The sequence below is a fragment of the Rhizobium sullae genome, from assembly GCF_025200715.1.
Classification (GTDB): Bacteria; Pseudomonadota; Alphaproteobacteria; order Rhizobiales; family Rhizobiaceae; genus Rhizobium; species Rhizobium sullae.
On the sequence record NZ_CP104143.1, the window covers coordinates 3271964 to 3296207 of the forward strand.

General features: G+C 59.6%; 18 protein-coding genes. 7 read left to right on the forward strand and 11 right to left on the reverse strand.

Going from position 1 to position 24244, the window contains the following annotated elements; all coding sequences use genetic code 11:
* Positions 1-7068, forward strand: coding sequence for a translocation/assembly module TamB domain-containing protein (locus tag N2599_RS16430; protein ID WP_260307460.1), 7068 nt, complete (start codon positions 1-3; stop codon positions 7066-7068).
* Here the strand turns inward: N2599_RS16430 and N2599_RS16435 are convergent.
* Positions 7065-7493 carry an Lrp/AsnC family transcriptional regulator gene (locus tag N2599_RS16435; RefSeq protein WP_027511674.1) on the reverse strand — a complete coding sequence of 143 codons (429 nt, stop codon included), beginning with the start codon at positions 7491-7493 and terminating at the stop codon, positions 7065-7067. The genes N2599_RS16430 and N2599_RS16435 overlap by 4 nt on opposite strands.
* Positions 7494-7624: 131 nt before the next feature.
* Here N2599_RS16435 and rocF point away from each other — a divergent pair, with 131 nt between their 5' ends.
* The 3 genes from rocF (at position 7625) to N2599_RS16450 (ending at position 10474) form a co-directional block, all read left to right on the forward strand.
* Positions 7625-8560 (forward strand): arginase, encoded by a 936-nt coding sequence (rocF, locus tag N2599_RS16440; RefSeq protein ID WP_027511675.1) that lies wholly within the window; start codon positions 7625-7627, stop codon positions 8558-8560.
* Positions 8561-8572: 12 nt separating this feature from the next.
* Positions 8573-9772 (forward strand): ornithine--oxo-acid transaminase, encoded by a 1200-nt coding sequence (gene rocD, locus N2599_RS16445; RefSeq protein WP_027511676.1) that lies wholly within the window; start codon positions 8573-8575, stop codon positions 9770-9772.
* A gap of 225 nt (positions 9773-9997) precedes the next feature.
* A complete protein-coding gene (locus N2599_RS16450) occupies positions 9998-10474 on the forward strand; it encodes a chemotaxis protein CheW (protein WP_027511677.1) in 477 nt (158 codons plus the stop codon).
* A gap of 143 nt (positions 10475-10617) precedes the next feature.
* On the opposite strand, the gene N2599_RS16455 is transcribed toward N2599_RS16450, so the two are convergent.
* From N2599_RS16455 to N2599_RS16495, 9 genes are all read right to left on the reverse strand, one after another.
* Positions 10618-12276 (reverse strand): OFA family MFS transporter, encoded by a 1659-nt coding sequence (locus N2599_RS16455; RefSeq protein ID WP_027511678.1) that lies wholly within the window; start codon positions 12274-12276, stop codon positions 10618-10620.
* A gap of 91 nt (positions 12277-12367) precedes the next feature.
* On the reverse strand, positions 12368-12613 hold the full coding sequence (locus N2599_RS16460) for a formate dehydrogenase subunit delta (protein ID WP_027511679.1): 246 nt from the start codon (positions 12611-12613) through the stop codon (positions 12368-12370).
* Positions 12603-13430: a formate dehydrogenase accessory sulfurtransferase FdhD gene (fdhD, locus tag N2599_RS16465; RefSeq protein ID WP_051336702.1), complete on the reverse strand. Its 828-nt coding sequence runs from the start codon at positions 13428-13430 to the stop codon at positions 12603-12605. The genes N2599_RS16460 and fdhD overlap by 11 nt, the downstream gene beginning before the upstream one ends.
* A complete protein-coding gene (fdhF, locus tag N2599_RS16470) occupies positions 13430-16309 on the reverse strand; it encodes a formate dehydrogenase subunit alpha (protein ID WP_027511681.1) in 2880 nt (959 codons plus the stop codon). The genes fdhD and fdhF overlap by 1 nt, the downstream gene beginning before the upstream one ends.
* Positions 16310-16315: 6 nt before the next feature.
* Positions 16316-17872 carry a formate dehydrogenase beta subunit gene (locus N2599_RS16475; RefSeq protein ID WP_027511682.1) on the reverse strand — a complete coding sequence of 519 codons (1557 nt, stop codon included), beginning with the start codon at positions 17870-17872 and terminating at the stop codon, positions 16316-16318.
* Entirely contained in the window at positions 17869-18348 is a 480-nt protein-coding gene (locus N2599_RS16480; RefSeq protein ID WP_027511683.1) for a formate dehydrogenase subunit gamma, read from the reverse strand. Before N2599_RS16480 ends, N2599_RS16475 begins: the two co-directional genes overlap by 4 nt.
* A 138-nt stretch (positions 18349-18486) precedes the next feature.
* Positions 18487-19380, reverse strand: coding sequence for a LysR family transcriptional regulator (locus N2599_RS16485; RefSeq protein WP_027511684.1), 894 nt, complete (start codon positions 19378-19380; stop codon positions 18487-18489).
* Between the two features lie 71 nt (positions 19381-19451).
* Positions 19452-19793, reverse strand: a complete 342-nt coding sequence (locus N2599_RS16490) for an ArsR/SmtB family transcription factor (RefSeq protein ID WP_027511685.1) — start codon at positions 19791-19793, stop codon at positions 19452-19454.
* 103 nt (positions 19794-19896) lie between these two features.
* Entirely contained in the window at positions 19897-20667 is a 771-nt protein-coding gene (locus tag N2599_RS16495) for an SDR family NAD(P)-dependent oxidoreductase (RefSeq protein WP_027511686.1), read from the reverse strand.
* Positions 20668-20763: 96 nt separating this feature from the next.
* Between N2599_RS16495 and N2599_RS16500 the strand changes: the two genes are divergently transcribed.
* Positions 20764-21540, forward strand: coding sequence for a DeoR/GlpR family DNA-binding transcription regulator (locus tag N2599_RS16500; protein WP_027511687.1), 777 nt, complete (start codon positions 20764-20766; stop codon positions 21538-21540).
* 145 nt (positions 21541-21685) lie between these two features.
* Here the strand turns inward: N2599_RS16500 and soxR are convergent, their stop codons facing one another.
* Positions 21686-22147: a redox-sensitive transcriptional activator SoxR gene (soxR, locus tag N2599_RS16505; protein ID WP_027511688.1), complete on the reverse strand. Its 462-nt coding sequence runs from the start codon at positions 22145-22147 to the stop codon at positions 21686-21688.
* A 72-nt stretch (positions 22148-22219) separates the two neighbouring features.
* On the opposite strand from soxR, the gene N2599_RS16510 reads away from it, so the two are divergent.
* Together N2599_RS16510 and N2599_RS16515 are read left to right on the forward strand one after the other, a co-directional pair.
* Positions 22220-22795 carry an NADPH-dependent FMN reductase gene (locus tag N2599_RS16510; RefSeq protein ID WP_027511689.1) on the forward strand — a complete coding sequence of 192 codons (576 nt, stop codon included), beginning with the start codon at positions 22220-22222 and terminating at the stop codon, positions 22793-22795.
* 221 nt (positions 22796-23016) lie between these two features.
* Positions 23017-24201 (forward strand): acyltransferase family protein, encoded by a 1185-nt coding sequence (locus tag N2599_RS16515; protein WP_027511690.1) that lies wholly within the window; start codon positions 23017-23019, stop codon positions 24199-24201.
* The last annotated feature ends 43 nt before the right edge of the window (positions 24202-24244 follow it).

Here is a 24244-nt window from a genome sequence, read left to right on the forward strand (position 1 = left end):
ATGCAGACGCTGACGAAATTCGTGAATTGGACCATCCGGGTGCTCGGCGTCACGACCGGCATTATGCTGATCCTCGCCTCCATAGGGATCGCAATCGTCGGCTTTACCTCGTTCGGCTCCCGCATCATCACGGAAGAGGTCGCCGAAATCCTTTCGAACCGCGACATGAAGATCGCTGTCCGTGAACCAAGCAGCCTGTTGACTGGCGGATTGCGCGCAGCGGAGATAACGGTCTCGGATACGCGGGGCGTATTCGCGCAGGTAACAGGTCTCTCGATAGACTGGAATCCGCTTGCGCTGCTCCGCGGCACGTTCCACGCAAACGAGATCTCCATCAGCTCGGTCAACCTTATTCGGAAGCCTGTACGCACTATCCCGTCGCCGCCGGCAAGCGGTGAGGATGAGGGTTTCATCCTGCCGATCAAAATCGATGTCGACAAGATCGTCGTCCCGGAGGTCAGCCTCAGCGAACAGTTCACTGGGCGTGCGTTTACTTTAACGGCCGGCGGCAATCTGCGGGCCGACCAGAACGGCGGGATCGCTGCAATCAATCTCAGCCGCCACGACGTGCCGGACGCTAGACTCTCAGCCGATTTGGCTTTCATGCCCGATCAGAACCAGCTGCGGCTGAAGGCGCAGCTTTCTGAACCGAAGGGTGGACTACTTGCGACTTTCCTATCGCTGCCGGGCGACCCTGCAGTCGATATCGTCGTCGACGGCGAAGGGCCGATTTCGGATTGGAACGGCAGGCTTCAAGCCGCCCTGGACGGCCAGGAGCGCGCTTCGATCAAGGGACATCACGCCCTCACGCAGGATGGTCTGCACCACCTGGATCTCAAGGGCGGCGGCGATCTGAGCACACTTCTGCCTCCAGCCTTCCGGCCACTGTTTTCCGGCCAGACGAACATCGATGTCTCCGCCACCTTCGACAATAAGGGCAAACTTGACATCCAGACCGGCAACATAGCGACCGGCAGCGTCGTCATTGCGGCATCCGGCACTCTGGACCGAGCGGGCAACAACAGCCTGAACGCCAACGTGCTCGGTACGTCAGGCCCGGTCGATTTTCGTTGGCCGCTTGCCGATGGCGAAGCGCGTTTCATGGTCACGGGCCTGAACCTCGCTCTCACCGGCGATGCGCAGTCAGCACGATTGAACGCCAGCGCCTCCCTCGATGCGGCAACATTGCCGCAGGCGACGATCGGCAACGTAAAGCTGACCGCAAAGAGCGATTCCTTCAACCTCGCCAAGCGCTCGGGCGCCATTCAATTGCGGATGGTTGCCGGCGATACGATGTTTCAGAATCCGGATATCAATCGGGCGGTGCAAGGCCCCGTGACTCTTGCCGCGCCGCTTCAGATCGCCGCCGACAGCGTAGGTTTCAACGGGACGACGTTCGAAAGCGCCAATGCTAGCGGCACCGTCAACGGCACCTACAAGCTTACCGACAACACGCTGACGGGGAATGCGAAGCTTACCGTTCAACCGGCCGCGCTGCCGCCCGCGATTGCGCCGCGCTTCGCTACGCCGATCTCGATCGATACGCAGGTCGCCGGGACCATTCCGTCCAAGATCAATCTCTCGGATATCGTCATCAAATCGGGTACGATCGAAACCGCCGGCACGGTGACGCTTGATGACGAAACCCTCACCGCCAACCTTTCCGGGCGCGTACCCGATATAAGCAAGCTGCTGGAAACCGCTGAAGGCGAGGCGAGCTATACGGTCAATGCCAGCGGCCCGCTGACGGCACTGGCGATAAAGGCAAACCTGAAGGCCGCAACCCTTCGCACCGCCGGCCGCACGCTTGGCGATCTGGACGTCAACATCTCCGGCACGGTTGATCCAGCCGCACCACAGGGCACCGTCGATGCCAAAGGCACGATCGATGGCCAGCCGATCACCGTCAATGCCGATGCTCAGTCCAAAGACGGCATCATCAGCATTCCGTCTCTCCGTGCATATGTCGGCAGGAACCGGCTGGAAGGCAATCTCCAGCTGTCCTCACGCTTCGAGCCGACTGGCCTGCTCGCTTTCGATTTTCCGGATATCAGCCCGCTGGCAGCACTTGGCGGACAGAAAGCCCAAGGCGATCTCAAGGGTATGCTCGACATCGCCAACGACAAAGGCAAGATCGCGCTCAAGGTGACGGCCGCAGGAAATGGCCTGCAGCGCGACACGCTTTCGATCGTGAGACCTGATATTGCTGTCACCGTCACCGATCTCAAAGCCCTCGCCGTCAATGGCATCATCAAGGCCGGCGAGATCTCTTCCGGGGCCAACAAGCTTGCAGGACCGGCGCTGAATTTCGTACTGCAACAGAACCGTACGAACTTCGATCTTAACGCTGTCTACGATGATAATCCGCTGCTTGCTGAAGGCGATCTCGAAGCGAATGCCGGCGGCATGACGATCCGGCTCGTCCGATTTTCGGGCAAGCCGCGCGACATTCCGGTTGAGCTTTCTCAACCCGCCGAAATCGCGATTGCGGACGGCCAGGCGGCGCTGAGAGGCCTCACGGTCAAAACCGCCAGCGGTTCCGTGGCAGTCACCGGCTCGGCGGGTGAGACGCTCGACATCAATGCCGTCATCAGCGACCTGCCCGCAAGCCTTGCCAACGGCTTCGTGCCGAAGCTGAACGCCGAAGGTGCCATCTCAGGCACGGTGACGGTCAAGGGTACGCGGGCGGCGCCGATTGCGGATTTCAAACTCGACTGGAAGAATGCTGCAACCAGCCACACGAAAGGTGCGCATCTCGCGCCGCTCGGCGTCGCCACGACCGGAAGATTCGCCGATAACAAGCTCGACTTCGACGCAACCGTCGATGGCGCCGACGGATTGTCCTTGAAATCCAGCGGAAACGTCGTTGTCGCGGGAACGGCGGTCCAAAACCTCGACGTGAATGCCAATCTCAACAATGTCCCGGCAAGCATTGCAAACAGCTTCGTGCCCGGACTTGCTGCGCAGGGCACGATCTCAGGAACTGCCAAGGCATCGGGAACGCCTGTTGCGCCGGCAGTCGATTTCGATCTCGACTGGAAGGACGCAGCCACTAGCCATACGAAACAGGCAGGTCTCGCTCTGCTTGGCTTAAGTGCGACGGGTAAATTAGCAGACAACAAACTCGACTTCGATGCGGACCTGACCGGTGCAGCCAACATGGGACTGAGCGCGGACGGGAATATCGTTATCGCGGGAACGACGGTCCAAAACCTCGATGTGAATGCCAATCTCAACAATGTCCCGGCAAGCATTGCAAACAGCTTCGTGCCCGGACTTGCTGCGCAGGGCACGATCTCAGGAACTGCCAAGGCATCGGGAACGCCTGTTGCGCCGGCCGTCGATTTCGATCTCGACTGGAAGGACGCAGCCACTAGCCATACGAAACAGGCAGGTCTCGCTCCGCTTGGCTTAAGCGCGACGGGTAAATTCGCCGACAACAAACTCGACTTCGATGCGGACCTGACCGGTGCAGCCAACATGGGACTGAGCGCGGACGGGAATATCGTTGTCGCGGGAACGACGGTCCAAAACCTCGATGTGAATGCCAATCTCAACAATGTCCCGGCAAGCATTGCAAACAGCTTCGTGCCCGGACTTGCTGCGCAGGGCACGATCTCAGGAACTGCCAAAGCATCGGGAACGCCTGTTGCGCCGGCCGTCGATTTCGATCTCGACTGGAAGGACGCAGCCACTAGCCATACGAAACAGGCAGGTCTCGCTCCGCTTGGCTTAAGTGCGACGGGTAAATTCGCCGACAACAAACTCGACTTCGATGCGGACCTGACCGGTGCAGCCAACATGGGACTGAGCGCGGACGGGAATATCGTTGTCGCGGGAACGACGGTCCAAAACCTCGATGTGAATGCCAATCTCAACAATGTCCCGGCAAGCATTGCAAACAGCTTCGTGCCCGGACTTGCTGCGCAGGGCACGATCTCAGGAACTGCCAAAGCATCGGGAACGCCTGTTGCGCCGGCCGTCGATTTCGATCTCGACTGGAAGGACGCAGCCACTAGCCATACGAAACAGGCAGGTCTCGCTCCGCTTGGCTTAAGCGCGACGGGTAAATTCGCCGACAACAAACTCGACTTCGATGCGGACCTGACCGGTGCAGCCAACATGGGACTGAGCGCGGACGGGAATATCGTTATCGCGGGAACGACGGTCCAAAACCTCGACGTGAATGCCAATCTCAACAATGTCCCGGCAAGCATTGCAAACAGCTTCGTGCCCGGACTTGCTGCGGAGGGCACGATCTCAGGAACTGCCAAAGCATTGGGAACGCCTGTTGCGCCGGCCGTCGATTTCGATCTCGACTGGAAGGACGCAGCCACTAGCCATACAAAACAGGCAGGTCTCGCTCCGCTTGGCTTAAGCGCGACGGGTAAATTCGCCGACAACAAACTCGACTTCGATGCGGACCTGACCGGTGCAGCCAACATGGGACTGAGCGCGGACGGGAATATCGTTATCGCGGGAACGACGGTCCAAAACCTCGACGTGAATGCCAATCTCAACAATGTCCCGGCAAGCATTGCAAACAGCTTCGTGCCCGGACTTGCTGCGGAGGGCACGATCTCAGGAACTGCCAAAGCATTGGGAACGCCTGTTGCGCCAGCAGTCGATTTCGATCTCGACTGGAAGGACGCAGCCACAAGCCATACCAAAGTTTCCGGATTGAAAGCGCTCGGGCTGAGCGCAACCGGCAAATTTGCAGATAACAGGCTCGACTTCGATGCAAATGCGAATGCCGCGGGAAACGTGGCTGCGAAAGCGGCGGGTAACATTGTTGTTGCCGGGGAGACTGTTCAGAGTTTGCAGATCGACGCCAACGTCGCCAACATTCCCGCAAGCATCGCAAACGGCTTCGTACCAGGCCTAGCTGCCTCCGGCACTGTCTCGGGAACCGTGACCGCTTCCGGTACACCCACTTCACCTGCCGTTGATTTCAAGCTCGATTGGAAGGACCTAGCCACAAGCCAAACCAAGGGTGCAAGGCTGTCCTCCTTGGATCTCAGCGCGAGCGGCAAATTTGCCGCCAATAGGCTCGATTTCGATGCAAATGCGCGTGGCGCCGATGGCGCCTCGCTGAGAGCGACCGGCAATGCCGCGCTTGCCGGCAGGACAGTGGAGAGCCTGAGCGTTGACGCCAACATTGCCAATCTTCCGGCAGGCATAGCCAACAATTTCGTGCCAGGTCTTGCAGCAGAAGGCATTATTTCAGGGACGGTTACGGCCTCGGGAAACCTCGCCTCCCCCGCAGCCGATTTCAAACTCGACTGGAAGAATGCGGCAACCAGCCACACCAAGAAGGCAGGACTGTCCCAGCTCGCACTGAACGCGACTGGCAAGCTTGCGAATAACAGGCTCGACTTCAATGCCGATCTGAACGGCGCCGGCAACGTGGCGCTGAAGGCCGGAGGCAATGTCATGATAGAGGGGACGGCCGTCAAGAACCTCAAGGTGGACGCCAATATCTCCAATCTTCCGGCGAGCGTGGCAAACGGCTTCGTGCCCGGTCTCGCCGCGTCGGGAACGATCTCTGGAACGGTATCGGTTTCCGGCTCCCTTTCCGCACCGACCGTCGATTTCAAGCTTGACTGGAAGGATGCGGCAACGGGCCAGACCAAAGGCGCGGGCCTCTCGCCGTTCGAAATCGCGGCAAGCGGCAAACTCGCCAACAACAACCTTACGATTGATACCAACCTTATAGGCGAGAGCGGCCTTTCCATGAAAGGCGGCGGCACCGTTGCGATCACGGGCAACCGGGCCCTCAATCTGCAATTCCGCGGCAACCTCCCCTTTGCCATATTGGGCGCACAGCTGGCGCAGCAGGGCTTCGTCGCGGAAGGCACCGCCGACATAGACCTCCGTGTCACCGGCACGGCTGCCGGGCCTATCGTCAATGGGACCATTACGACGAGCGGCGCCAAGCTGGTCGATGTCCGCAGAAACCTTGCGCTCAACAATGTCACCGCCAAGATCACCATGAATGGCGAACAGGCCACCATCTCCCGCCTGAGCGGCAATTTCGTGAGCGGCGGCAGCGTTACGGCAAGTGGAACGATCGGGATCCGACCGGGCAGCGGCTATCCGGTAAACATCGAGGTTAGGCTCGACAGGGCAGTCTATGTTGACGGAACGCTTGTCGTCGCGACGGTCGACGGCAATCTCGGCCTCCGGGGTCCGCTGCTCACCAACCCAACGCTGAGCGGCAGGTTGAACGTCGAAAAAGCGTCGATCACCGTGCCGGACAAACTGCCGACTTCACTGCGGGAAATCAACATCAAACACCTCCATGCACCATCGGCGGTGCGTGCCCAACTGCGCGACGAAAACGCGCAGAAGCCCGGCGAGAAATCCACGATACTCGCGCTCGATCTGCAGATTGACGCGCCCTCGCAAATCTTCGTCCGCGGCCGCGGCATCGATTCGGAACTCGGTGGCAGTGTTACGATCAGAGGAACGGCTGCAACGCCCGTCGTTTCCGGCGGCTTCACCATGCGTCGCGGACGCTTGACCATCCTTAGTCGGCGCCTGAACTTTACCGACAGGAGCCGTATTACCTTTGCTGGCGATTTGACGCCGACGCTCGATATGGAAGCAAGCTCCACATCGGGAACGACGACGCTCACCGTCGACGTCACGGGACTTGCTACGGATCCCTCGATCACCTTTTCGTCCTCGCCGACCCTGCCGCAGGACGAGGTGCTGGCGCAGCTGATCTTCGGCCAATCCATGTCGAAGCTCTCGCCGGTCCAGATCGCGCAGCTCGCCGATGCGGTGAGCCAGCTAGCGGGCGGACGCTCAACCTCGCTTTTCGAGGGACTCCGCAACCAGCTTGGTGTCGACGACCTCAATATCAGCACAGACGAGAAGGGGCAGACGAGCGTCAGCGTCGGCCGCTATCTGAATGAGCGCACCTATTTCGAATTACAGCAGGGCGGCGAGGCAGGCGCCAAGGCGATCATCAATCTCGATATCGGGCGTGGCGTGAAATTGCGCGGTGCTGCAGGCGGAAACGGTGCTGGCGAAGCCGGCATCGTCTACGAGCATGAATACTAGAATCCGGTCTTCCTGGTTTTCAGCAGGATACTGGTTTCGGTCGAATTGATGCCATTGATGAGCCGGATACGGCGCAGCGTCTCATCGAAGGAGACGAGATCGCGATCCTCAAGCTCTGCGACGAAATCCCATTTGCCGTTGGTGCTGTGCAACGCGCGCACCTGCGGAAGACCGCGCAACTGATCGGCCACCCGGTCTGCGAGTTTGCCGAGAACCTCGATCATGACGATGGCGCGAACGCCGGCGGCGCGTGTCTCATGGCCGGTACGGATGGTGAAAGCGGCAATGGTGCCGCTTGCGACCAGCCGGTCGATGCGGGCGGCAACGGTCGCACGCGACGCGCCGGTCATCGCGGCAAGAGAGGATACCGGCGTTCTCGCATTATGGCGAAGCGCACTGAGAAGTTCTTGGTCAAGGTCGTCCATGGCGATCACTTTGGCGAAACACACTTAGCAAAGTGTATAATCGGATTTCATTTCTGACACTTTTCCATCTTTTTGCCGTCACGTCGATATCCGATTATGCGTCAATCCAATTTCGAACCGGAGCGCCCAGAATGGAAGTTCAATCTCGATCAGTCACACTCATTGGTGTTCCGGTAGAGGAAGGCTCTGGTCGGCGCGGGGCGGCGATGGGGCCGGCAGCGCTGCGCATTGCCGGTGTGGACCAGACGCTGATCGACCTCGGCCATGATGTGCGCGATGAAGGCGACATCCTCGTCGTTCCTGCGCGCGACCTTCCAAACCATCCGAAGGCGCACAATCTGCGTCTCATCGGCGCCTATACGCGTGCGCTCGAAGCAAGCACCTACGACGCCGCCGCGGCCGGCCGTTTTCCGCTGATTCTTGGAGGCGATCACAGCCTGTCGATGGGCAGCGTCTCCGGCATGGCGCGCTACGCGGCTGAAAAGGGCCGCCCGCTCTTCGTGCTCTGGCTCGACGCCCATTCCGACTTCAATTCGCCGGCGACGTCGCCTTCCGGCAACATGCACGGCATGCCCGTCGCCTTCTTCTGCGGCCAGGCCGAGGTCGCGGAGATCCTGCCCAGGGACCGACCCCTCGTTGATCCGCGCAATGTGTTTCAGGTCGGCATTCGCTCCGTCGATCCGTCCGAGCGCGTGGAAATCCAAAAACACGGCATCAATGTCTTCGACATGCGCTCCATCGATGAGCAGGGCATCGCAGCCACCATGCGCCATATCGTCAGCACGATTGAAAAGGCGAACGGCCTCCTGCATGTAAGCCTTGATGTCGATTTCCTCGATCCGGATATCGCACCCGGCGTCGGCACCACCGTTCCCGGCGGCGCGACATTCCGCGAGGCGCACCTCGTCATGGAAATGCTTTCCGACAGCGGGCTCGTTTCGTCGCTTGATCTCGTCGAGCTCAATCCATTTCTGGATGATCGTGGCAAGAGCGCTCGCGTTCTCGTGGAGCTGACGGCAAGCCTTTTCGGCCGCCGCATCTTCGATCGTCCGACACGTGCCGCATAGGGGGAAACGGCAATGACAGGATCTGCAAATCTGATCGCCACCGAACAGCTGCTTGGTGCGCACAACTACAAGCCGCTCGATGTCGTTCTGACCCGCGGCGAAGGCGTGTACGTTTGGGATACGGACGGCAAGCGGTATCTCGATTGCCTTTCCGCCTATTCAGCGGTCAATCAGGGGCACTGCCATCCGAAGATCCTGGCTGCGATGATCGAACAGGCCGGAAAGCTCACGCTCACCTCGCGCGCATTCCGCAACGACCAGCTCGCTCATCTCTATGAGGAGCTGGCAGCGCTCACCGGCTCTCACAAGATCCTGCCGATGAACTCCGGCGCCGAAGCCGTCGAGACGGCCATCAAGGCGGTTCGCAAGTGGGGCTATGAGGTGAAGGGCGTTCCGGAAGGCAAGGCGGAGATCATCGTCTGTGCCGATAACTTCCACGGCCGGACGCTCACTATCATCAGCTTCTCCACTGATCCCGACGCACGTGCCGGGTTCGGTCCCTATACACCGGGCTTTCGCACGGTTCCCTTCGGCGATGCGGAGGCCTTTGCAGGCGCGATCAACGAGAATACCGTTGCCGCCCTCATCGAGCCGATCCAGGGCGAAGCTGGTGTCGTCATTCCGCCTACGGGCTATTTCAAGCGTATCCGCGAGTTGTGCACGGCCCATAACGTCACGCTAATCCTCGACGAGATCCAGACAGGGCTCGGCCGGACGGGCAAGCTTCTGGCGGAGGAGCATGAAGGCATCGAAGCCGACGTGACGCTGATCGGCAAGGCGCTTTCCGGTGGTTTCTATCCGGTATCGGCCGTCCTCTCCAACTCGGAAGTTCTCGGCGTCCTGAAACCCGGCCAGCACGGCTCGACGTTCGGCGGCAACCCGCTTGCGTGCGCCGTCGCCCGCGCGGCGCTGAAAGCGCTCACCGAGGAAGGCATGATCGAAAATGCCGAGAAAATGGGCGCATACTTCATCGACGGCCTGAGATCGATCCGTTCCAATATCGTCAAAGACGTGCGCGGCCGCGGCCTGATGATGGCGATCGAGCTGGAGCCGGAAGCAGGCGGCGCGCGGCAATATTGCTACAGCCTCAAGGAGCGGGGCCTCCTGGCAAAGGATACGCATGAGAATACGATCCGCTTGGCGCCGCCGCTCGTCATTACCAAAGAACAGGTGGAATGGGCTGTCTCTGAGATCGAGAAGACGATCGCATAGGCAAGGGCCTTCTGGCTTCCATTGTTGGTCAAAACTGCAAGGGAATCCAGAAACCTTGCGGTCTGCTATGGCAATTTAGATTTGCGCAACACTCTTCCGGTAATGTCCCGGATAATCGTAACGAGGCCTCGAAAATCATTGCGAGGACGTCGCGTGGTGTGAAGGCAGGGGTGTTCGCGCCAATGGTGGCGCAGCCGCTTCTGCCGGGCTTGGGAAGACTTTCTAATGACCACGATCAACTCAAATAACTTCAGCGGCGATACTCTCGAGATCATCGCATTCCGTCTCCACGATCAGGAGTTCTGTGTGAAGACGACAACCATCCGCGAAATCCGCGGCTGGGCACCATCGACGCCGATCCCGCATGCGCCGGCTGACGTCATCGGCGTCATGAACCTTCGCGGTTCCGTTATCCCGATCATCGATCTCGCCTACAAGCTCGGCATGAAGAGCACCGTCGCCAATGAACGCAGCGCCATTGTTGTCGCAGAGGTGCACAGCATGGTTATCGGCATGCTTGTCGACCGCGTCTCTGACATTCTGACGATTGCCTCCAGCCAGGTTCAGCCCGTACCGGAAGTGACGGCGTCGTTCGATCGCGCCTATTGCGAAGGCGTCATCGCATCGGAAAACGGCATGATCTGCTTCCTGAACCTTGCCAAGATGTTCAAAGAAAACGAAACCGACGAGCTGGCAGCTTAAGCCACCGAAGCATAACGTTCCGAAGAAAGCCGCTGCACGGCGGCTTTTTTAATGTCTGCTTTCATGCGAGATAGCCGTGGCCTATGTGCCGACGTAAAGGCACGCGCCGAAGCGCGTGCCTTGATTTTCGATAATGGGCAAAATCAGCCGAACAGAGCAAGAGTCGCCTTCAGCGTGACCCATACACCCCAAAGCAGCGGGATGCCAACAACAGCCCAGGCAAGCAGAGCCCTCGCGTCGAAACCACCTTTGCCGATGCCGAACGAGCCGGATGGGCCGATACTCGCAGCGGCAGATTTCGCCTGAAGTGTGGCGACTTCCTCATCGGACATGAACCACTTGCCGGCAAGTGGCCGAACCAGGGCATTGGCAATCAGGCCGAGCGCCAGCATGCCGGCCAGGATATACATGGTTCCTGTGTAGAGCGCCGGTCCGGGGGCAACACCGGCTGCAATCTGCGCTTCGCGGATATAGTTGACCACCACAGGACCCACGATGCCGGCTGTTGCCCATGCTGTCAGAAGTCGGCCATGGATCGCGCCGACGAATTGCGTGCCGAAGATATCGGCAAGATAAGCCGGAATTGTCGAGAAGCCGCCGCCATACATCGAGAGGATGATGGCGAAGGCGACGACGAAGAGCGCCTTGTTCCCGATGCCCGCAAAGGTCGGGGCGAACGCGTAAAGCGCGATACCGAGGATAAAGAAGCAATAATAGGTATTCTTGCGGCCAATCCTGTCGGAGAGCGAGGCCCAAAAGAAGCGACCACCGATGTTGAAGAGCGACAGAAGCCCGGCGAACCCGGCAGCGATCGTGGCAATGGATGCTCTCTGGGCCGCATCAAGCTGCGCAAAGCCGACGTCAGGCAGACCGATCAGCGAGCCGGCGAAGATTTCCTGCAGCATCGGCGAGGCCATACCGATAACACCGATACCGGCCGACACGTTGAGGCAAAGCACGGCCCAGATTAGCCAGAACTGCGTAGTCTTGTGCGCATCGCGCAAGTGGACATGCTTTGTCGTGATCATCGTGCTTTTGGTGGCAGGCGCCGTCCAGCCTTCCGGACGCCAGCCGGCGGGCGGGATGCGATAGCCGAACGCACCGCCCAACATGAAGCCGAAATAGAGGATCGCCATGGCGATGAAGGTCTGCCAGACGCCAACCGAGGTATCGGTCTTGAAATAGTTCATCAGCATGTTGGCAAGCGGTGCGCCGATCATCGCCCCGCCGCCGAAGCCCATGATAGCCATGCCTGTCGCCATACCACGGCGGTCTGGAAACCACTTGATGAGCGTCGACACCGGCGAAATATAGCCGAGACCGAGACCAATGCCGCCGATCACACCGGCACCAAGCCACATCAGCCATAGCTGATGCGTCATCACGCCGACGGCAGCGACGAGAATACCGCCGCACCAGCAGCAGGCGGACACGAAGCCGGCTTTACGCGGTCCGGAACGCTCCAGCCAGCCGCCCCAAATAGCCGCTGAGCAGCCGAGCAGAACGAAGAAGAGCGTATAAATCCAGCCGAGATCGGCGACGCGCCAGTCGCAGGTCGTCGTGAACAATGCAGACGCGAGCGTCAGTTCGGGGCACGCAGTCGATGCCGTGATACCAAGTGATTTTGAAAGCGGCAGCCAGAAGACGCTGAAGCCGTAAGCCATGCCGATGCAGAGATGGATGGCGAGCGCTGCCGGTGGCACGAGCCAGCGATTGAAGCCCGGCTTAGCAATGATCCTGTCTCGATCAAGCAGGCCGAGACCCGCTATATCACCTGTGGTACTTGTTTCCGCTGCAGTCATGAATAATTCCTCCAGATTAATGACTTTGCTTGCAATAATTCATGCTTAAGCAGGCGAAATGCCTGTTTCCCCTCTCGCGTGAAATCGATGTTTATTTCTGGATTGGCTCCGCCGGCTCGGGCCGGTGGATCAGAGATGCGGCCTCAACGACAAGCGCGTTCAGGCTGTTGCTGTCTTTTTCTAGTACTTCAAACAATTGCCGCCGCATGCGCGGCTCCCAGAATTTGTTGATATGCGTCGCAACACCTTGAGCCGCCTCGCTTTCCGGCTGACTCTTGAAAAAGGTCGCTATTTGGTTGGCCATGTAGACGAGCTTGGAATGCGGATCATGCGACATCGGCAATGCTTTCAGGCAATATACGGTGCGGGTGGGTGAAAATTTCGAAGTCATCGCCGCGCACAAGCGCAACGAGCGTCATGCCCGCTTGCTCGGCGGTTCGGATGGCAAGAGCCGTCGGCGCGGAAATCGCGATGAGAACGGGGCTTCCGAGGATCGCAGCCTTCTGTACCATCTCGACGGACAGCCGGCTTGTGACAACTACAGCCCCGCTTGAGCCGCTCGTTCCGATGCGAATGATGGCACCGCAGAGCTTATCGAGCGCATTGTGCCTGCCAACATCCTCGCGAGCGGCGAGCAGGTCTTTTCCACGAACGTAGAAGCCCGCTCCATGTACCGCCCGTGTTTCCCGGTGAAGCGGCTGGGCGTCATTGAGAAGCGAGACGGCGCGGACGATATCGCCATGCGTCAGCTTGAGATCCGCAGAGGAAACATCGGGTATCTGACGGACAGCCTGTTCGATAGATTCGATGCCGCAAAGTCCGCAACCGACCGGTCCGGCCATGCTGCGCCGGCGCGCGCGCAAGGCGTCCGCGACATCGTCTATCAACGTTACCTGGACATCGATACCCCGCTCCTCATCAATGATTTCGATTGCGGAGATCTGGCTCGCGTCCTGGATTATGCCTTCCGTCAGGCTGAAGCCAACCGCAAAGTCTTCCAGATCGCCCGGCGTCGCCATCATTACGGCATGCGATGTGCCGCCATAGGAAAAGGCAACCGGTACTTCCTCCGGCACGACGCGCTCACCCGGCATCATGACCCCGCCCTTCCGGGCGATTCGGTTGACGGAAATGCGCGTCGGCCGCCTTTTCATTATTCGGCTGCCTCCAGCTTGCCGGCGATCCGGCGGCTCTGACGTGCCTGCTCATCATATTCGATCTGCCAATCCGATGGACCGTTCGAAGGCGAGACCTGCACTGCCGTCACCTTGTATTCCGGGCAGTTCGTCGCCCAGTCGGAGAAGTCTGTGGTGATGACATTTGCCTGCGTGTTCGGATGATGGAAGGTTGTGTAGACGACCCCGGGCGCAACGCGATCGGTGATCAGCGCCCGCAGTGATGTATCGCCGGAGCGGCTGCCGAGCTTGACCCAGTCGCCATCGCGAATGCCCCGCATTTCGGCATCATGCGGATGGATTTCCAGCCGGTCCTCGGCATGCCAGACGACGTTGTCGGTGCGCCGCGTCTGGGCGCCGACATTGTATTGGCTGAGGACGCGACCGGTCGTCAGCAGCAGCGGGAAGCGCGGCCCCGTGCGCTCGTCGGTCGCCACATATTCGGTGCGGATGAATTTGCCCTTGCCGCGAACAAAGCCGTTCACATGCATGATCGGCGAACCTTCCGGGTTCTTCTCGTTGCAGGGCCACTGCACCGAGCCCATCTTTTCCAGGTAGTCGTAGGAAACCAGCGCGAAGCTCGGCGTCGTTGCCGCAATCTCGTCCATGATCTCGGATGGATGCTGATAGTTCCAGCCAAGCCCCATGGCTTGGGCCAGCTTCTGCGTTACCTCCCAGTCCCCATAGCCGTTGCGTGGGGTCATGACCTTGCGCACGCGGTTGATGCGGCGTTCGGCGTTGGTGAAAGTCCCGTCCTTTTCCAGGAAGGTCGACCCCGGCAGAAAGACATGCGCATAGTTTGCCGTTTCGTTCAGGAAGAGATCTTGAACCACGACGCATTCCATAGCGGCAAGGCCGGCGGCCACATGCTTTGTATCCGGGTCGGATTGGAGAATGTCCTCGCCTTGGACATACAGGCCCTTGAATGTGCCTTCCACGGCGGCATCCAGCATATTCGGAATGCGAAGGCCGGGTTCGTTGTTGAGTTTGACGCCCCACAGCTTCTCGAAAATATCGCGTGTCGCATCGTCCGAGATATGGCGATAGCCCGGCAGCTCGTGGGGGAACGAACCCATGTCGCAGGAGCCCTGCACATTGTTCTGGCCGCGCAGCGGATTAACGCCGACGCCCGGGCGACCGATATTGCCGGTCGCCATCGCCAGGTTCGCGATCGCCATAACGGTCGTAGAACCCTGGCTGTGTTCGGTCACGCCGAGGCCGTAATAGATCGCCCCGTTGCCGCCGCGCGCATAAAGGCGAGCAGAACCGCGCAGATCTTCGGCGGGAACGCCGGTGAACTTCTCTGTCTCTTCCGGACTGTGCTGTGGTTCGGCGACGAAAGCCGCCCAATCTTCGAATTCTGACCAATCGCAGCGTTCGCGGATGAAGGCTTCGTCATAGAGCCCTTCGGTGACGATCACATGCGCAAGCGCGGTCATGACCGCGACGTTGGTGCCTGGCTTCAACGGCAGGTGATAGGCGGCCTCGACATGCGGCGTTCTGACGAGATCGATGCGCCGCGGGTCGATGACGATCAGCTTGGCGCCTTGGCGCAGGCGCTTCTTCAGGCGGGATCCGAAGACCGGATGCCCATCCGTCGGATTGGCACCTATAACCACGACCACATCAGAATCTTCGACGCTGTCAAAATTCTGCGTGCCAGCCGATGTGCCGAAGGCTTGGCCAAGACCGTAACCCGTCGGCGAATGGCAGACGCGGGCGCAGGTATCGACATTGTTGTTGCCGAAGCCTGCGCGGATCAGCTTCTGGACAAGGAAGGTCTCCTCATTGGTGCAGCGCGACGAGGTGATCCCGCCGATCGAGTCGCGGCCGTATTGATACTGGATGCGGCGGAATTCCGACGCCACATGCGCGAAGGCTTCGTCCCAAGTCACTTCGCGCCAGGGATCGGTGACCTTTTCGCGGATCATCGGATTGAGGATGCGATCCTTGTGCGTCGAATAGCCGTACGCGAAACGGCCTTTGACGCAGGAATGCCCTCGGTTGGCCTGCCCATCCTTCCACGGCACCATGCGCACCAGCTCTTCGCCGCGCATTTCCGCCTTGAAGGAGCAGCCGACGCCACAATAAGCACAGGTGGTCACCACCGAATGTTCCGGTTGGCCAATCTGGATGACCGACTTTTCCGTCAGTGTCGCCGTCGGGCAGGCCTGCACGCAGGCGCCGCATGAGACGCATTCGGAATCGATGAAATGCTCGTGCATGCCTGGGGAAACGCGCGAGCCGAAACCGCGGCCTTCGATCGTCAGCGCGAAGGTTCCCTGCACTTCCTCACAGGCGCGCACGCAGCGGGAGCAGACGATGCATTTCGACGGATCATATGTGAAATACGGGTTCGACTCGTCTTTCGGCATCCATTTGAGATTGATGTCGCCGTTGTTGCGTGCCTTGACGTGATTGTCGCCTTCATAGCCGTAGCGTACGTCGCGCAAGCCGACGGCGCCGGCCATGTCCTGCAGTTCGCAATCGCCATTGGCAGCACAGGTCAGACAGTCGAGCGGGTGGTCGGAAATATAAAGCTCCATCACCCCGCGGCGGATATCCTTGAGGCGCCCGGTCTGCGTATGGACCACCATGCCCGCCGCAACCGGCGTCGTGCACGATGCAGGCGTCCCGTTGCGGCCTTCGATCTCCACGAGACACAGGCGGCAGGAGCCAAAGGCGTCGACCATATCGGTCGAACAAAGCTTCGGCACCTGAATACCAGCCTCCATCGAGGCGCGCATGACGGACGTACCCTCCGGCACGGTGATCTGCCGGCCATCGATGGTCAGCGTCACACTTGTTTCGGATTTCGAAGCCGGCGTGCCGTAGTCGATTTCGTGAACGAGAGACATAGGTCCTTACTCCGCCGCTTCGATGAAGGGTACTGGCGCGAAATCGTCCGGGAAGTGCGTCATCGCGCTCATCACCGGATAAGGCGTGAATCCGCCGAGCGCGCAAAGAGAGCCGAATTTCATGGTGTTACAGAGATCGGCGAGCAGTGCCCGGTTCTTCTCCGGTTCGATTCCTCGCGCGATCTTGTCTGCGGTCTCGACGCCGCGCGTGGAGCCGATGCGGCAGGGCGTGCACTTGCCGCAACTTTCGACCGCACAGAATTCCATGGCGAACCGCGCTTGTTTCAGCATGTCCGCCGTGTCGTCGAATACGACGATGCCTGCATGGCCAATGAGGCCATCCTTGGCGGCAAAAGATTCATAGTCGAAAGGCGTGTCGAAGAGGGCCCGCGGGAAATAGGCGCCAAGCGGACCGCCAACCTGAACTGCTTTCACCGGCCGTCCGGTCGCCGTGCCGCCACCGATCTTGTCAACGATGTCGCCGAGCGAGAGACCAAAGGCCGTTTCATAGAGGCCGCCATGCTTGACGTTCCCGGCGATCTGCAGCGGAATCGTACCGCGCGACCGGCCCATACCGAAATCGCGGTAAAAGGCGGACCCCTTGTCCAGGATGATCGGAACAGAGGCCAGCGAGATCACGTTGTTGATGACCGTGGGACAGCCAAAGAGCCCCTTGTGCGCCGGCAGCGGCGGCTTGGCGCGCACGACACCGCGCTTGCCTTCCAGGCTGTTCAGCAGCGACGTTTCCTCGCCGCAGACATAAGCGCCCGCACCGGTCCTGACTTCGATATCGAACGCGCGACCGGAATCGAGTACCGAAGCGCCGAGAATGCATGCCCTGCGGGCGATCTCAACCGCTTCCGTCATCGTCGCGATCGCATGCGGATATTCCGAACGGATGTAGATGAAGCCTTTTGTGGCGCGGGTGGCGAGACCGGCGATCGCCATGCCTTCGATCAGCACGAAGGGATCGCCCTCCATGATCATGCGGTCCGCGAATGTGCCGCTGTCGCCTTCGTCCGCATTGCAGACGATGTATTTCCGGTCGCCGGCGGCATCCAAAACCGTCTTCCATTTGATACCGGTCGGAAAACCAGCACCGCCGCGGCCGCGAAGGCCGGAATCGGTGACCTCCTTGACCACGTCTGCAGGAGGCATGGCCACGGCGCGGTGAAGCCCCGCGAGACCGCCGTGTGCCTCATAATCTTCCAGGGAAAGCGGATCGACGATGCCGCAGCGGGCGAAGGTCAGGCGGGTCTGTTCCTTCAAGAATGGGAGGCCTTCGACCTCCCCAAGACAGAGCGCGTGATCATCGCCGCTTGCGAACCCGACGTCGAAAAGCGCGGCGACGTCCTTCGCTTTGACCGGACCGTAGCCGATGCGCTTGCCGGATACCTCGACCTCCACCAGAGGCTCCAGCCAGAACATTCCGCGCGAGCCGTTGCGCACGATCTTCGCATCGATGCCGCGGGCTGCGATCTCCTGGGTAACCGCTTCAGCCACCTTCTCGGCACCGAGCGCCAGCGCTGCGGCGTCGCGCGGAACATAAATCGTCACGCTCATCGCCGCGCCTCCGCAACGAGCTCGGCGACGGTCTCGTCATCGACCCGCCCATAGAGATCGCCGTCGAGCATGGCTGCAGGCGCGCAAGCGCAGAGCCCGAGACAGTAGACGGGCTCCAAGGTCACGCTGCCATCGAGCGCAGTTTGATGGAAATCGACACCGAGCAATGTCTTGATACGATCGGCAACAGCATCCCCGCCCATCGACTGACAGGCCTCGGCACGACAGAGCTTCAGGACATGGCGGCCGGCAGGATGATCGCGATAATCGTGATAGAACGTCATCACGCCATGCACTTCGGCGCGCGACAGATTGAGCCCGTCGGCGATGACAGTAAGCGCTTCCTGCGGCACATGGCCGAATTCATCCTGAACTTCATGGAGGATTGGAAGGAGCGGACCTTCAAGAGCGCGCAAGGCACCAACAATCGCGCGCGTGCGTTCGGCAATATCGCCATTGGCGACATGAGCATTCATTTCGGCGGGCCTCCCAGGGCTTCCTATGTCGATCACCGCAGCGGCCTCCCTCTGCCGATCCGGTATCTCGAAGGAAGTCTTTCAGGGAAACATCGAGCGATCAATAAAGCTGTTCCGTCGATTGATAGGAAATTTCTATCAAAGACTTTCGCTCTCTGCGAGTATTCTCGCCTCATGCAACAATGCAGACACGAGGGGCGTAAACGGCTCGCGATGCGTCGCAACCAACCCGACCGAATGATGGGCCGCCGGCTCGATAATCGGAATCATTCGTATTTCGGCTGGAAACCCAAAGGATTCAGCCACATTTCGCGGCATGATGCTCGCCCAGCGCCCGGTTCTGACATGGGAAAACAGCACGATCATCGAACCGGATTCCAAGGTGGGATGCGCGCTCGAGCCCGCTTCTGCGAGGTGCCGGTTGATGATCCGGCGGTTCTGCATGTCGGCGGTCAATAGGCAAAGCCGAAGATCGCCCACTTCACGCCATGTCACGGTTTCGCGATCGGAAAGCGGGCTGCCGGCGGCGGTGATCAGGTGGTAGCGCTCGGCATAAAGCGGCACGGTCGTCACACGCCCGAGCGGCTCGTTTTCAAGATACGTCACCCCGGCGTCGATCTCGAGATTTTCGAGCATGCTCAACACCTGCAACGAATTGCGTGAAACGATGGAGAAGGTGACGTCCGGATGCCGCTCTTGAAAGGGCGTCGTGATCCGCGCCAGCATCGCCAGAGCAGTCGGAATGGAGGCAAGGCGCAGGTGGCCGGAAAGGCCTCTGCGCGCGGCGCGCATCTCTTCGCGCATGGTGCGCGTGTCGCCGACGATGCGCCTTGCCCACTCGAGAACACGCTGGCCCTCCGGCGTCAGGCCCTGAAAGCGCGAGCCTCGCTGCACCAGCATGACACCCAACTGGTCTTCGAGCTGCCGAATCGCGGCCGACAGGGTGGGCTGCGAGATGCCGCACTCCTCGGCAGCGCGGCCGAAGTGCTTTTCGTTGGCAAGGGCAATGAAGAATTCAAGCTTGTCGATCATCCGGACTCCAGCCGCCTTCGAGACAAGCCATCTTTGGCCTTAGCCGTTAATAATCGCAAGGGCTGCAAGCATCAGCCAACGTCGGGCGCTTCAAACATGCCGAAGAGCAAATCCATGAAGATCGTTATATTGGCATTGCCGATGCTGTAATAGATTAGCCGGCCTGCCCGGCGCGTGTTCACGAGGCCTTCCATGCGCAGCCGCGCAAGCTGCTGCGAAACCATCGCTTGTTGTACACCGAGCAATTCTTCGATTTGGCTGACCGTCTTTTCCTCATTGGCGAGGATGCAGAGAATGAGAAGCCGGGTCTGATGTGCCATTGCTTTCAGCAGATCGCTCGCTTCGTGGGCTTTGGCGGCAAGCTTCTGCAGTTCCTGGCCGGTTATTCCCGGCTCGGTCTTCGGCAAGGGCATTCGGACTCTCTGCTGGATGCACTTCAGGTAGACCGGAACGATAGCATATCCACATGCCGGCATTGTGCCGAATTGTCGAAATACCAAAAAAAGTCCAAGCAAATCAGCAGATAAGCTGGCCGCCATTGATTTCGAGCACTTGCCCCGTGATGTAACCGGAAAGCGATGGCGCAGCCAGAAAGAGATAGGCAGGTGCGCAATCCTCGGCAGTCCCGAGACGTTGCAGCGGTATGCCCTTGCGGGTCTGCTCCAGCTTCTCCGGCGAGGAATAACGCCCGTGAAAGTCGGTTTCGATCGTGCCCGGGGATACGCAATTGACCCGGATTGCATCCGGCGCCAGTTCGCGTGCGAGCGCTTTGGAATAGGTAGAGACGAATGCCTTGGAGGCGGAATAGATCGCGGAGCCGGGACTACCGCCTGTCATCGCGGAGATCGAAACCGTGTTGACAATCGCCGCGCCGTGGGCCGCCCGCAAAGCCGGCAGCAGAACGCGCGTAAGCTCAACGACGGATGTCTGATTGAGCCTGACGATCGTGTCGTATTCTCCATCCGTCAACGCGCCTGCGGGAAACCGGCCAACCATCGTGCCGGCGTTGTTGACGAGCACATGCACCGCGCCAAAAGTATCCAGAGCTTTCGCTGCGAAAGCAGCCGTGCCGTTCGGCGACAGAAAATCGGCTGCAACGAGAACTGCGCGTCGCTCCTGCTCTGCCGTCAACAGGAAGTCCGGCAAATTCCTTTCGCTATTCCGGCCAGTGTGAACCAAGACGTGCGCGCCGCAATCCAGGAACTGCCGCGCGACTTCGAGGCCGATTCCACGCCCTGCGCCGGTCACGACAACATTGCGATTTTCAAAAAGTTTGGGGTGAAACACGGTTGAAACCCTCCCGGCTCCGGCTGCCAGTCGCCGATTGCGCAATTTTCGCTTTAACATATGATCCGGCCCAGCGAAAGAAAGGGAGACGAAGCCATGTTTCTGTCCGGACGGCAGACGGAGATTCTCGATATCGCCAAAGCCGAAGGCCGCGTGCTGGTCGATGATCTGGCAACGCGCTTCTCCGTCACGCCGCAGACCATTCGCAAGGACCTGAACGACCTTTGCGATGGACACGTGCTGACGCGTATTCACGGCGGGGCAATTTTTCCGGGCGGGACAGAGAACGTGAAATACGAGGCACGCCGCTCGATCGCCGCCGGTGAAAAACTCGCGATCGGTCGCGCGACCGCTGACATTATTCCCGACAAAGCTTCGCTCTTCATCAATATCGGAACGACGACCGAGGCAGTCGGGGAAGCGCTGGTCGATCACCACGAACTGATGGTGATCACCAATAACATCAACGTTGCCAGTCGTTTGCGTCTGTTTCCCTCGATCGAGGTCGTCATCGCGGGCGGCGTAGTGCGCCATTCAGATGGCGGCATCGTCGGCGAAGCAGCCGTCGATTTCATCCGGCAATTCAAGGTCGATTATGCCGTCATCGGCGCTTCGGCGATCGATCCGGACGGTGCGCTTCTCGACTTCGATTTCCGCGAAGTGAAGGTCGCCCAAGCCATCATGGCGAATGCGCGCCACGTCGTCCTTGTTGCCGACTCCACCAAATTCGAGCGCACGGCTCCGGTGCGCATTGGCCACCTGTCGCAGGTCCACACCTTCGTTACTGACGACTGTAATGTCGAATCGCTCAGGAAGGTCTGCGCGGAAAGCAACATTAATCTGATCGAAACCTCGGAAAAGACACTGCCATAGAATGTTCGTTTGATATTCTATTTATCTTCGATTTGTCGCTATTCTAGTTCGTTTAATGGCGTTGGACTCGTGGCGGAAGGGGCATATCTATCGGTAATGGGGCGACTGCCCTAGACAACTAAATGCGGGCGACTGCAGCGGCTGCCTAAGCCTCCTCCAGCAGGCGCGCACCGGTTCCCTCCTTGCCCAGTTTGTCACAAGGGTTTCGCAATGGGCAGCTTTCGATAGACAGGCAACCACAGCCGATGCAACCGGTCAGGCGATCGCGAAGCAGCGTCAGCCGTTTGATTCGCGAATCCAGATCGTCCTTCCATATCTGCGAGAGCTTCTGCCAATCGCCTGCCGTCGGCGTTCGCCCCTGCGGCAGGGTATCGAAAGCCCCCTGAATTTCAGCCAGCGGTATGCCGACCCTCTGTGCCACCTTGATGATGCCGAGACGACGCAGGACATCGCGCCCGTAACGCCGCTGGTTGCCGCGCGAGCGCATGCTCGAAATCAGACCCTTGGCCTCGTAGAAATGCAGCGCCGAGACCGCCAGTCCGCTGCGCTCCGCCACTTCGCCTACAGTCAGAAGCCTGCTGAAATTGGTCGATGAAATTGTTTCCATACGCCTATTGACCTCAATATTGGTTGAGGTTTTATAAGCCAAGCTCCTCGCAGCGTAAAGAAGGGGCAATGTATGAAAACAGCCATCAAAGTCGGCGTCATCTACGGAAGCATACGGCAGGGCCGGATATGCGACCGGGTGGTGAAATGGCTGACCCGGCAGCTTGTACTCTATCCGCTGATCGACCTCGATATCATCGATCCGCTCGATTTCGACCTGCCTTCCCAGCATGATGACGTTCATCGCGAAGTAAAGCGTCTCGCGTCCCGTCTGAACGCGGTGGACGCCTTCATCGTTGTCACGCCGGAATATAATCACAGCTTCACAGCGGCACTCAAATTCGTGCTCGATTCGTTCAACGAACCCTGGCATGGAAAACCTGTGGCCTTCGTATCCTATGGAGGCATCTCGGGCGGTCTGCGTGCTGTCGAGCAGCTGCGGCTTGTCTTCGCCGAACTCCATGCCGTCACCGTGCGTGACACCGTAAGCATTGCGGCACCTTGGAACCGCTTCGATGAAGACGGCAACCTCGATCGGCCCGAAGAAGCGCTCAAGCTTCTCGCCCGGATGATGGCAAGGCTGCAATGGTGGGCGCATGCCCTGACTGCCGCGCGCGCCGAGAAGCCCTACCGGAGCATCGCCGCCTGAACCGATCCTGTTTCCGTTTCCGGCAGGTACGGAAACGCCGGCGGACACCTGGGCTAACCCATGCCCGGGTGTCGGCCCAGCGTCCGTGTGACCATTCAGGCTAACGAAGGTGGATTGCACCGCGCGCTGCGCGTCCGCATGTCGGCTGTCCCAAGCAGCGCCCTTGCCCTGCCCTCCATCATGTCCTAGGCGTGAGGTGAGGCAGACCAGGCGAGGCACGAATGGAGAGAGAGCGGAGGCTGGCAGGCGCAGATGCCATGCGTGCGGCTGCGTGTCTGCTTGTGCTCATTCATCATCTCGTCCTGCGCATCGACATCAAGCAGGTGGATCCCGGCGAACAATCGGCCTTCGTCATTGCCCGCTTCGGCAATTTCGGCGTGGCGATCTTCTTTGTTCTGAGCGGCTATCTGCTGGCGCGCCCTTTCTGGCGCGCGCTGGATGAGCGCCGTCCGTTGCCGGATGTGAAAACCTACGCCACACGCCGAGCGGCACGCATCCTGCCGGGTTACTGGGTGGCGCTGACCGCAGGCTTCGTTTTGAGCCTCACGTTGTTCGGACATCCGCCGACGGCCGAACTTGCCATGCGTTATCTCGCAGGATTCCTTCTCATGAGTCAGTGGCATTGGCGAACTTTCTTTCCCGTCGAAGGGAACGGACCGCTCTGGTCGATTCCCTTCGAAGCAACCTGTTATATTTTGCTACCGCTGTGCATGCTTGCTCTTCATCACTTCAGCCGTCCGCTGCCGCGCTTCGCTACGCGTCTCCTTTGGCTTGGCACCATAGCCACCGCTCTTGTCTTGCAGTGGTTAGTCGTCAACGCCTTTCAGCCGGACGACGTACAGCGCGGCTGGCAGTTCGGGATGGCGGGCGGTGCGAAGGAATGGATGCCGCGTTACAATCCGATCGGCTTCTTTGCGATTTTCGCGCTCGGTATCTTTGCTTCGGGCGTCGAGACAATCCTGCCGGAGCGAAAGGTAGTTTTCTTCGATATCCTCGCCTGCCTCGCTATAGCTGGTAGCGCTGCCGCCCTCGTTTCAGCTGCGGACGGACCTTGGGAGGCCTATGGCTGGCTCGGAGTTCCTCACAGCTTTCCGCTCTTTCCGATCGCTATAGCAGCGGCGCTTGTCTCGCTGGCGCACGCGCTATGGCTAGGGAATTTTCTCGATAATCGAGCGCTCCGCTTCACAGCGAAAATCTCATTCGGCATCTACATCTGGCAGGATCCGGTCATTTCAGCCTTGAAGGTGCTTTTTCCTTCCGCCTTCGGCCCGATCGGCGATAACCTTCTCTACGGCTGGCTGCTCTGGTCGCTCCTCGCAGCAGCACTTGTGTTGGTCGTCGGAAGCCTTAGCTATATTTTCATCGAACGGCCGGTCCTACTGAGAGCCGACGCCGTTCCACGTTGAGCCGTCCCCAACCCCGCCGCGACAAAAAAAGCGGCCCTTTAAG

Excerpts from the sequence above, each read along its gene's own strand:
- N2599_RS16430 (WP_260307460.1), top strand. The coding sequence starts at position 1 with ATGCAGACGCTGACGAAATTCGTGAATTGGACCATCCGGGTGCTCGGC.
- N2599_RS16435 (WP_027511674.1), bottom strand. The coding sequence starts at position 7,493 with ATGGACGACCTTGACCAAGAACTTCTCAGTGCGCTTCGCCATAATGCG.
- rocF (WP_027511675.1), top strand. The coding sequence starts at position 7,625 with ATGGAAGTTCAATCTCGATCAGTCACACTCATTGGTGTTCCGGTAGAG.
- rocD (WP_027511676.1), top strand. The coding sequence starts at position 8,573 with ATGACAGGATCTGCAAATCTGATCGCCACCGAACAGCTGCTTGGTGCG.
- N2599_RS16450 (WP_027511677.1), top strand. The coding sequence starts at position 9,998 with ATGACCACGATCAACTCAAATAACTTCAGCGGCGATACTCTCGAGATC.
- N2599_RS16455 (WP_027511678.1), bottom strand. The coding sequence starts at position 12,276 with ATGACTGCAGCGGAAACAAGTACCACAGGTGATATAGCGGGTCTCGGC.
- N2599_RS16460 (WP_027511679.1), bottom strand. The coding sequence starts at position 12,613 with ATGTCGCATGATCCGCATTCCAAGCTCGTCTACATGGCCAACCAAATA.
- fdhD (WP_051336702.1), bottom strand. The coding sequence starts at position 13,430 with ATGAAAAGGCGGCCGACGCGCATTTCCGTCAACCGAATCGCCCGGAAG.
- fdhF (WP_027511681.1), bottom strand. The coding sequence starts at position 16,309 with ATGTCTCTCGTTCACGAAATCGACTACGGCACGCCGGCTTCGAAATCC.
- N2599_RS16475 (WP_027511682.1), bottom strand. The coding sequence starts at position 17,872 with ATGAGCGTGACGATTTATGTTCCGCGCGACGCCGCAGCGCTGGCGCTC.
- N2599_RS16480 (WP_027511683.1), bottom strand. The coding sequence starts at position 18,348 with ATGAATGCTCATGTCGCCAATGGCGATATTGCCGAACGCACGCGCGCG.
- N2599_RS16485 (WP_027511684.1), bottom strand. The coding sequence starts at position 19,380 with ATGATCGACAAGCTTGAATTCTTCATTGCCCTTGCCAACGAAAAGCAC.
- N2599_RS16490 (WP_027511685.1), bottom strand. The coding sequence starts at position 19,793 with ATGCCCTTGCCGAAGACCGAGCCGGGAATAACCGGCCAGGAACTGCAG.
- N2599_RS16500 (WP_027511687.1), top strand. The coding sequence starts at position 20,764 with ATGTTTCTGTCCGGACGGCAGACGGAGATTCTCGATATCGCCAAAGCC.
- soxR (WP_027511688.1), bottom strand. The coding sequence starts at position 22,147 with ATGGAAACAATTTCATCGACCAATTTCAGCAGGCTTCTGACTGTAGGC.
- N2599_RS16510 (WP_027511689.1), top strand. The coding sequence starts at position 22,220 with ATGAAAACAGCCATCAAAGTCGGCGTCATCTACGGAAGCATACGGCAG.
- N2599_RS16515 (WP_027511690.1), top strand. The coding sequence starts at position 23,017 with ATGGAGAGAGAGCGGAGGCTGGCAGGCGCAGATGCCATGCGTGCGGCT.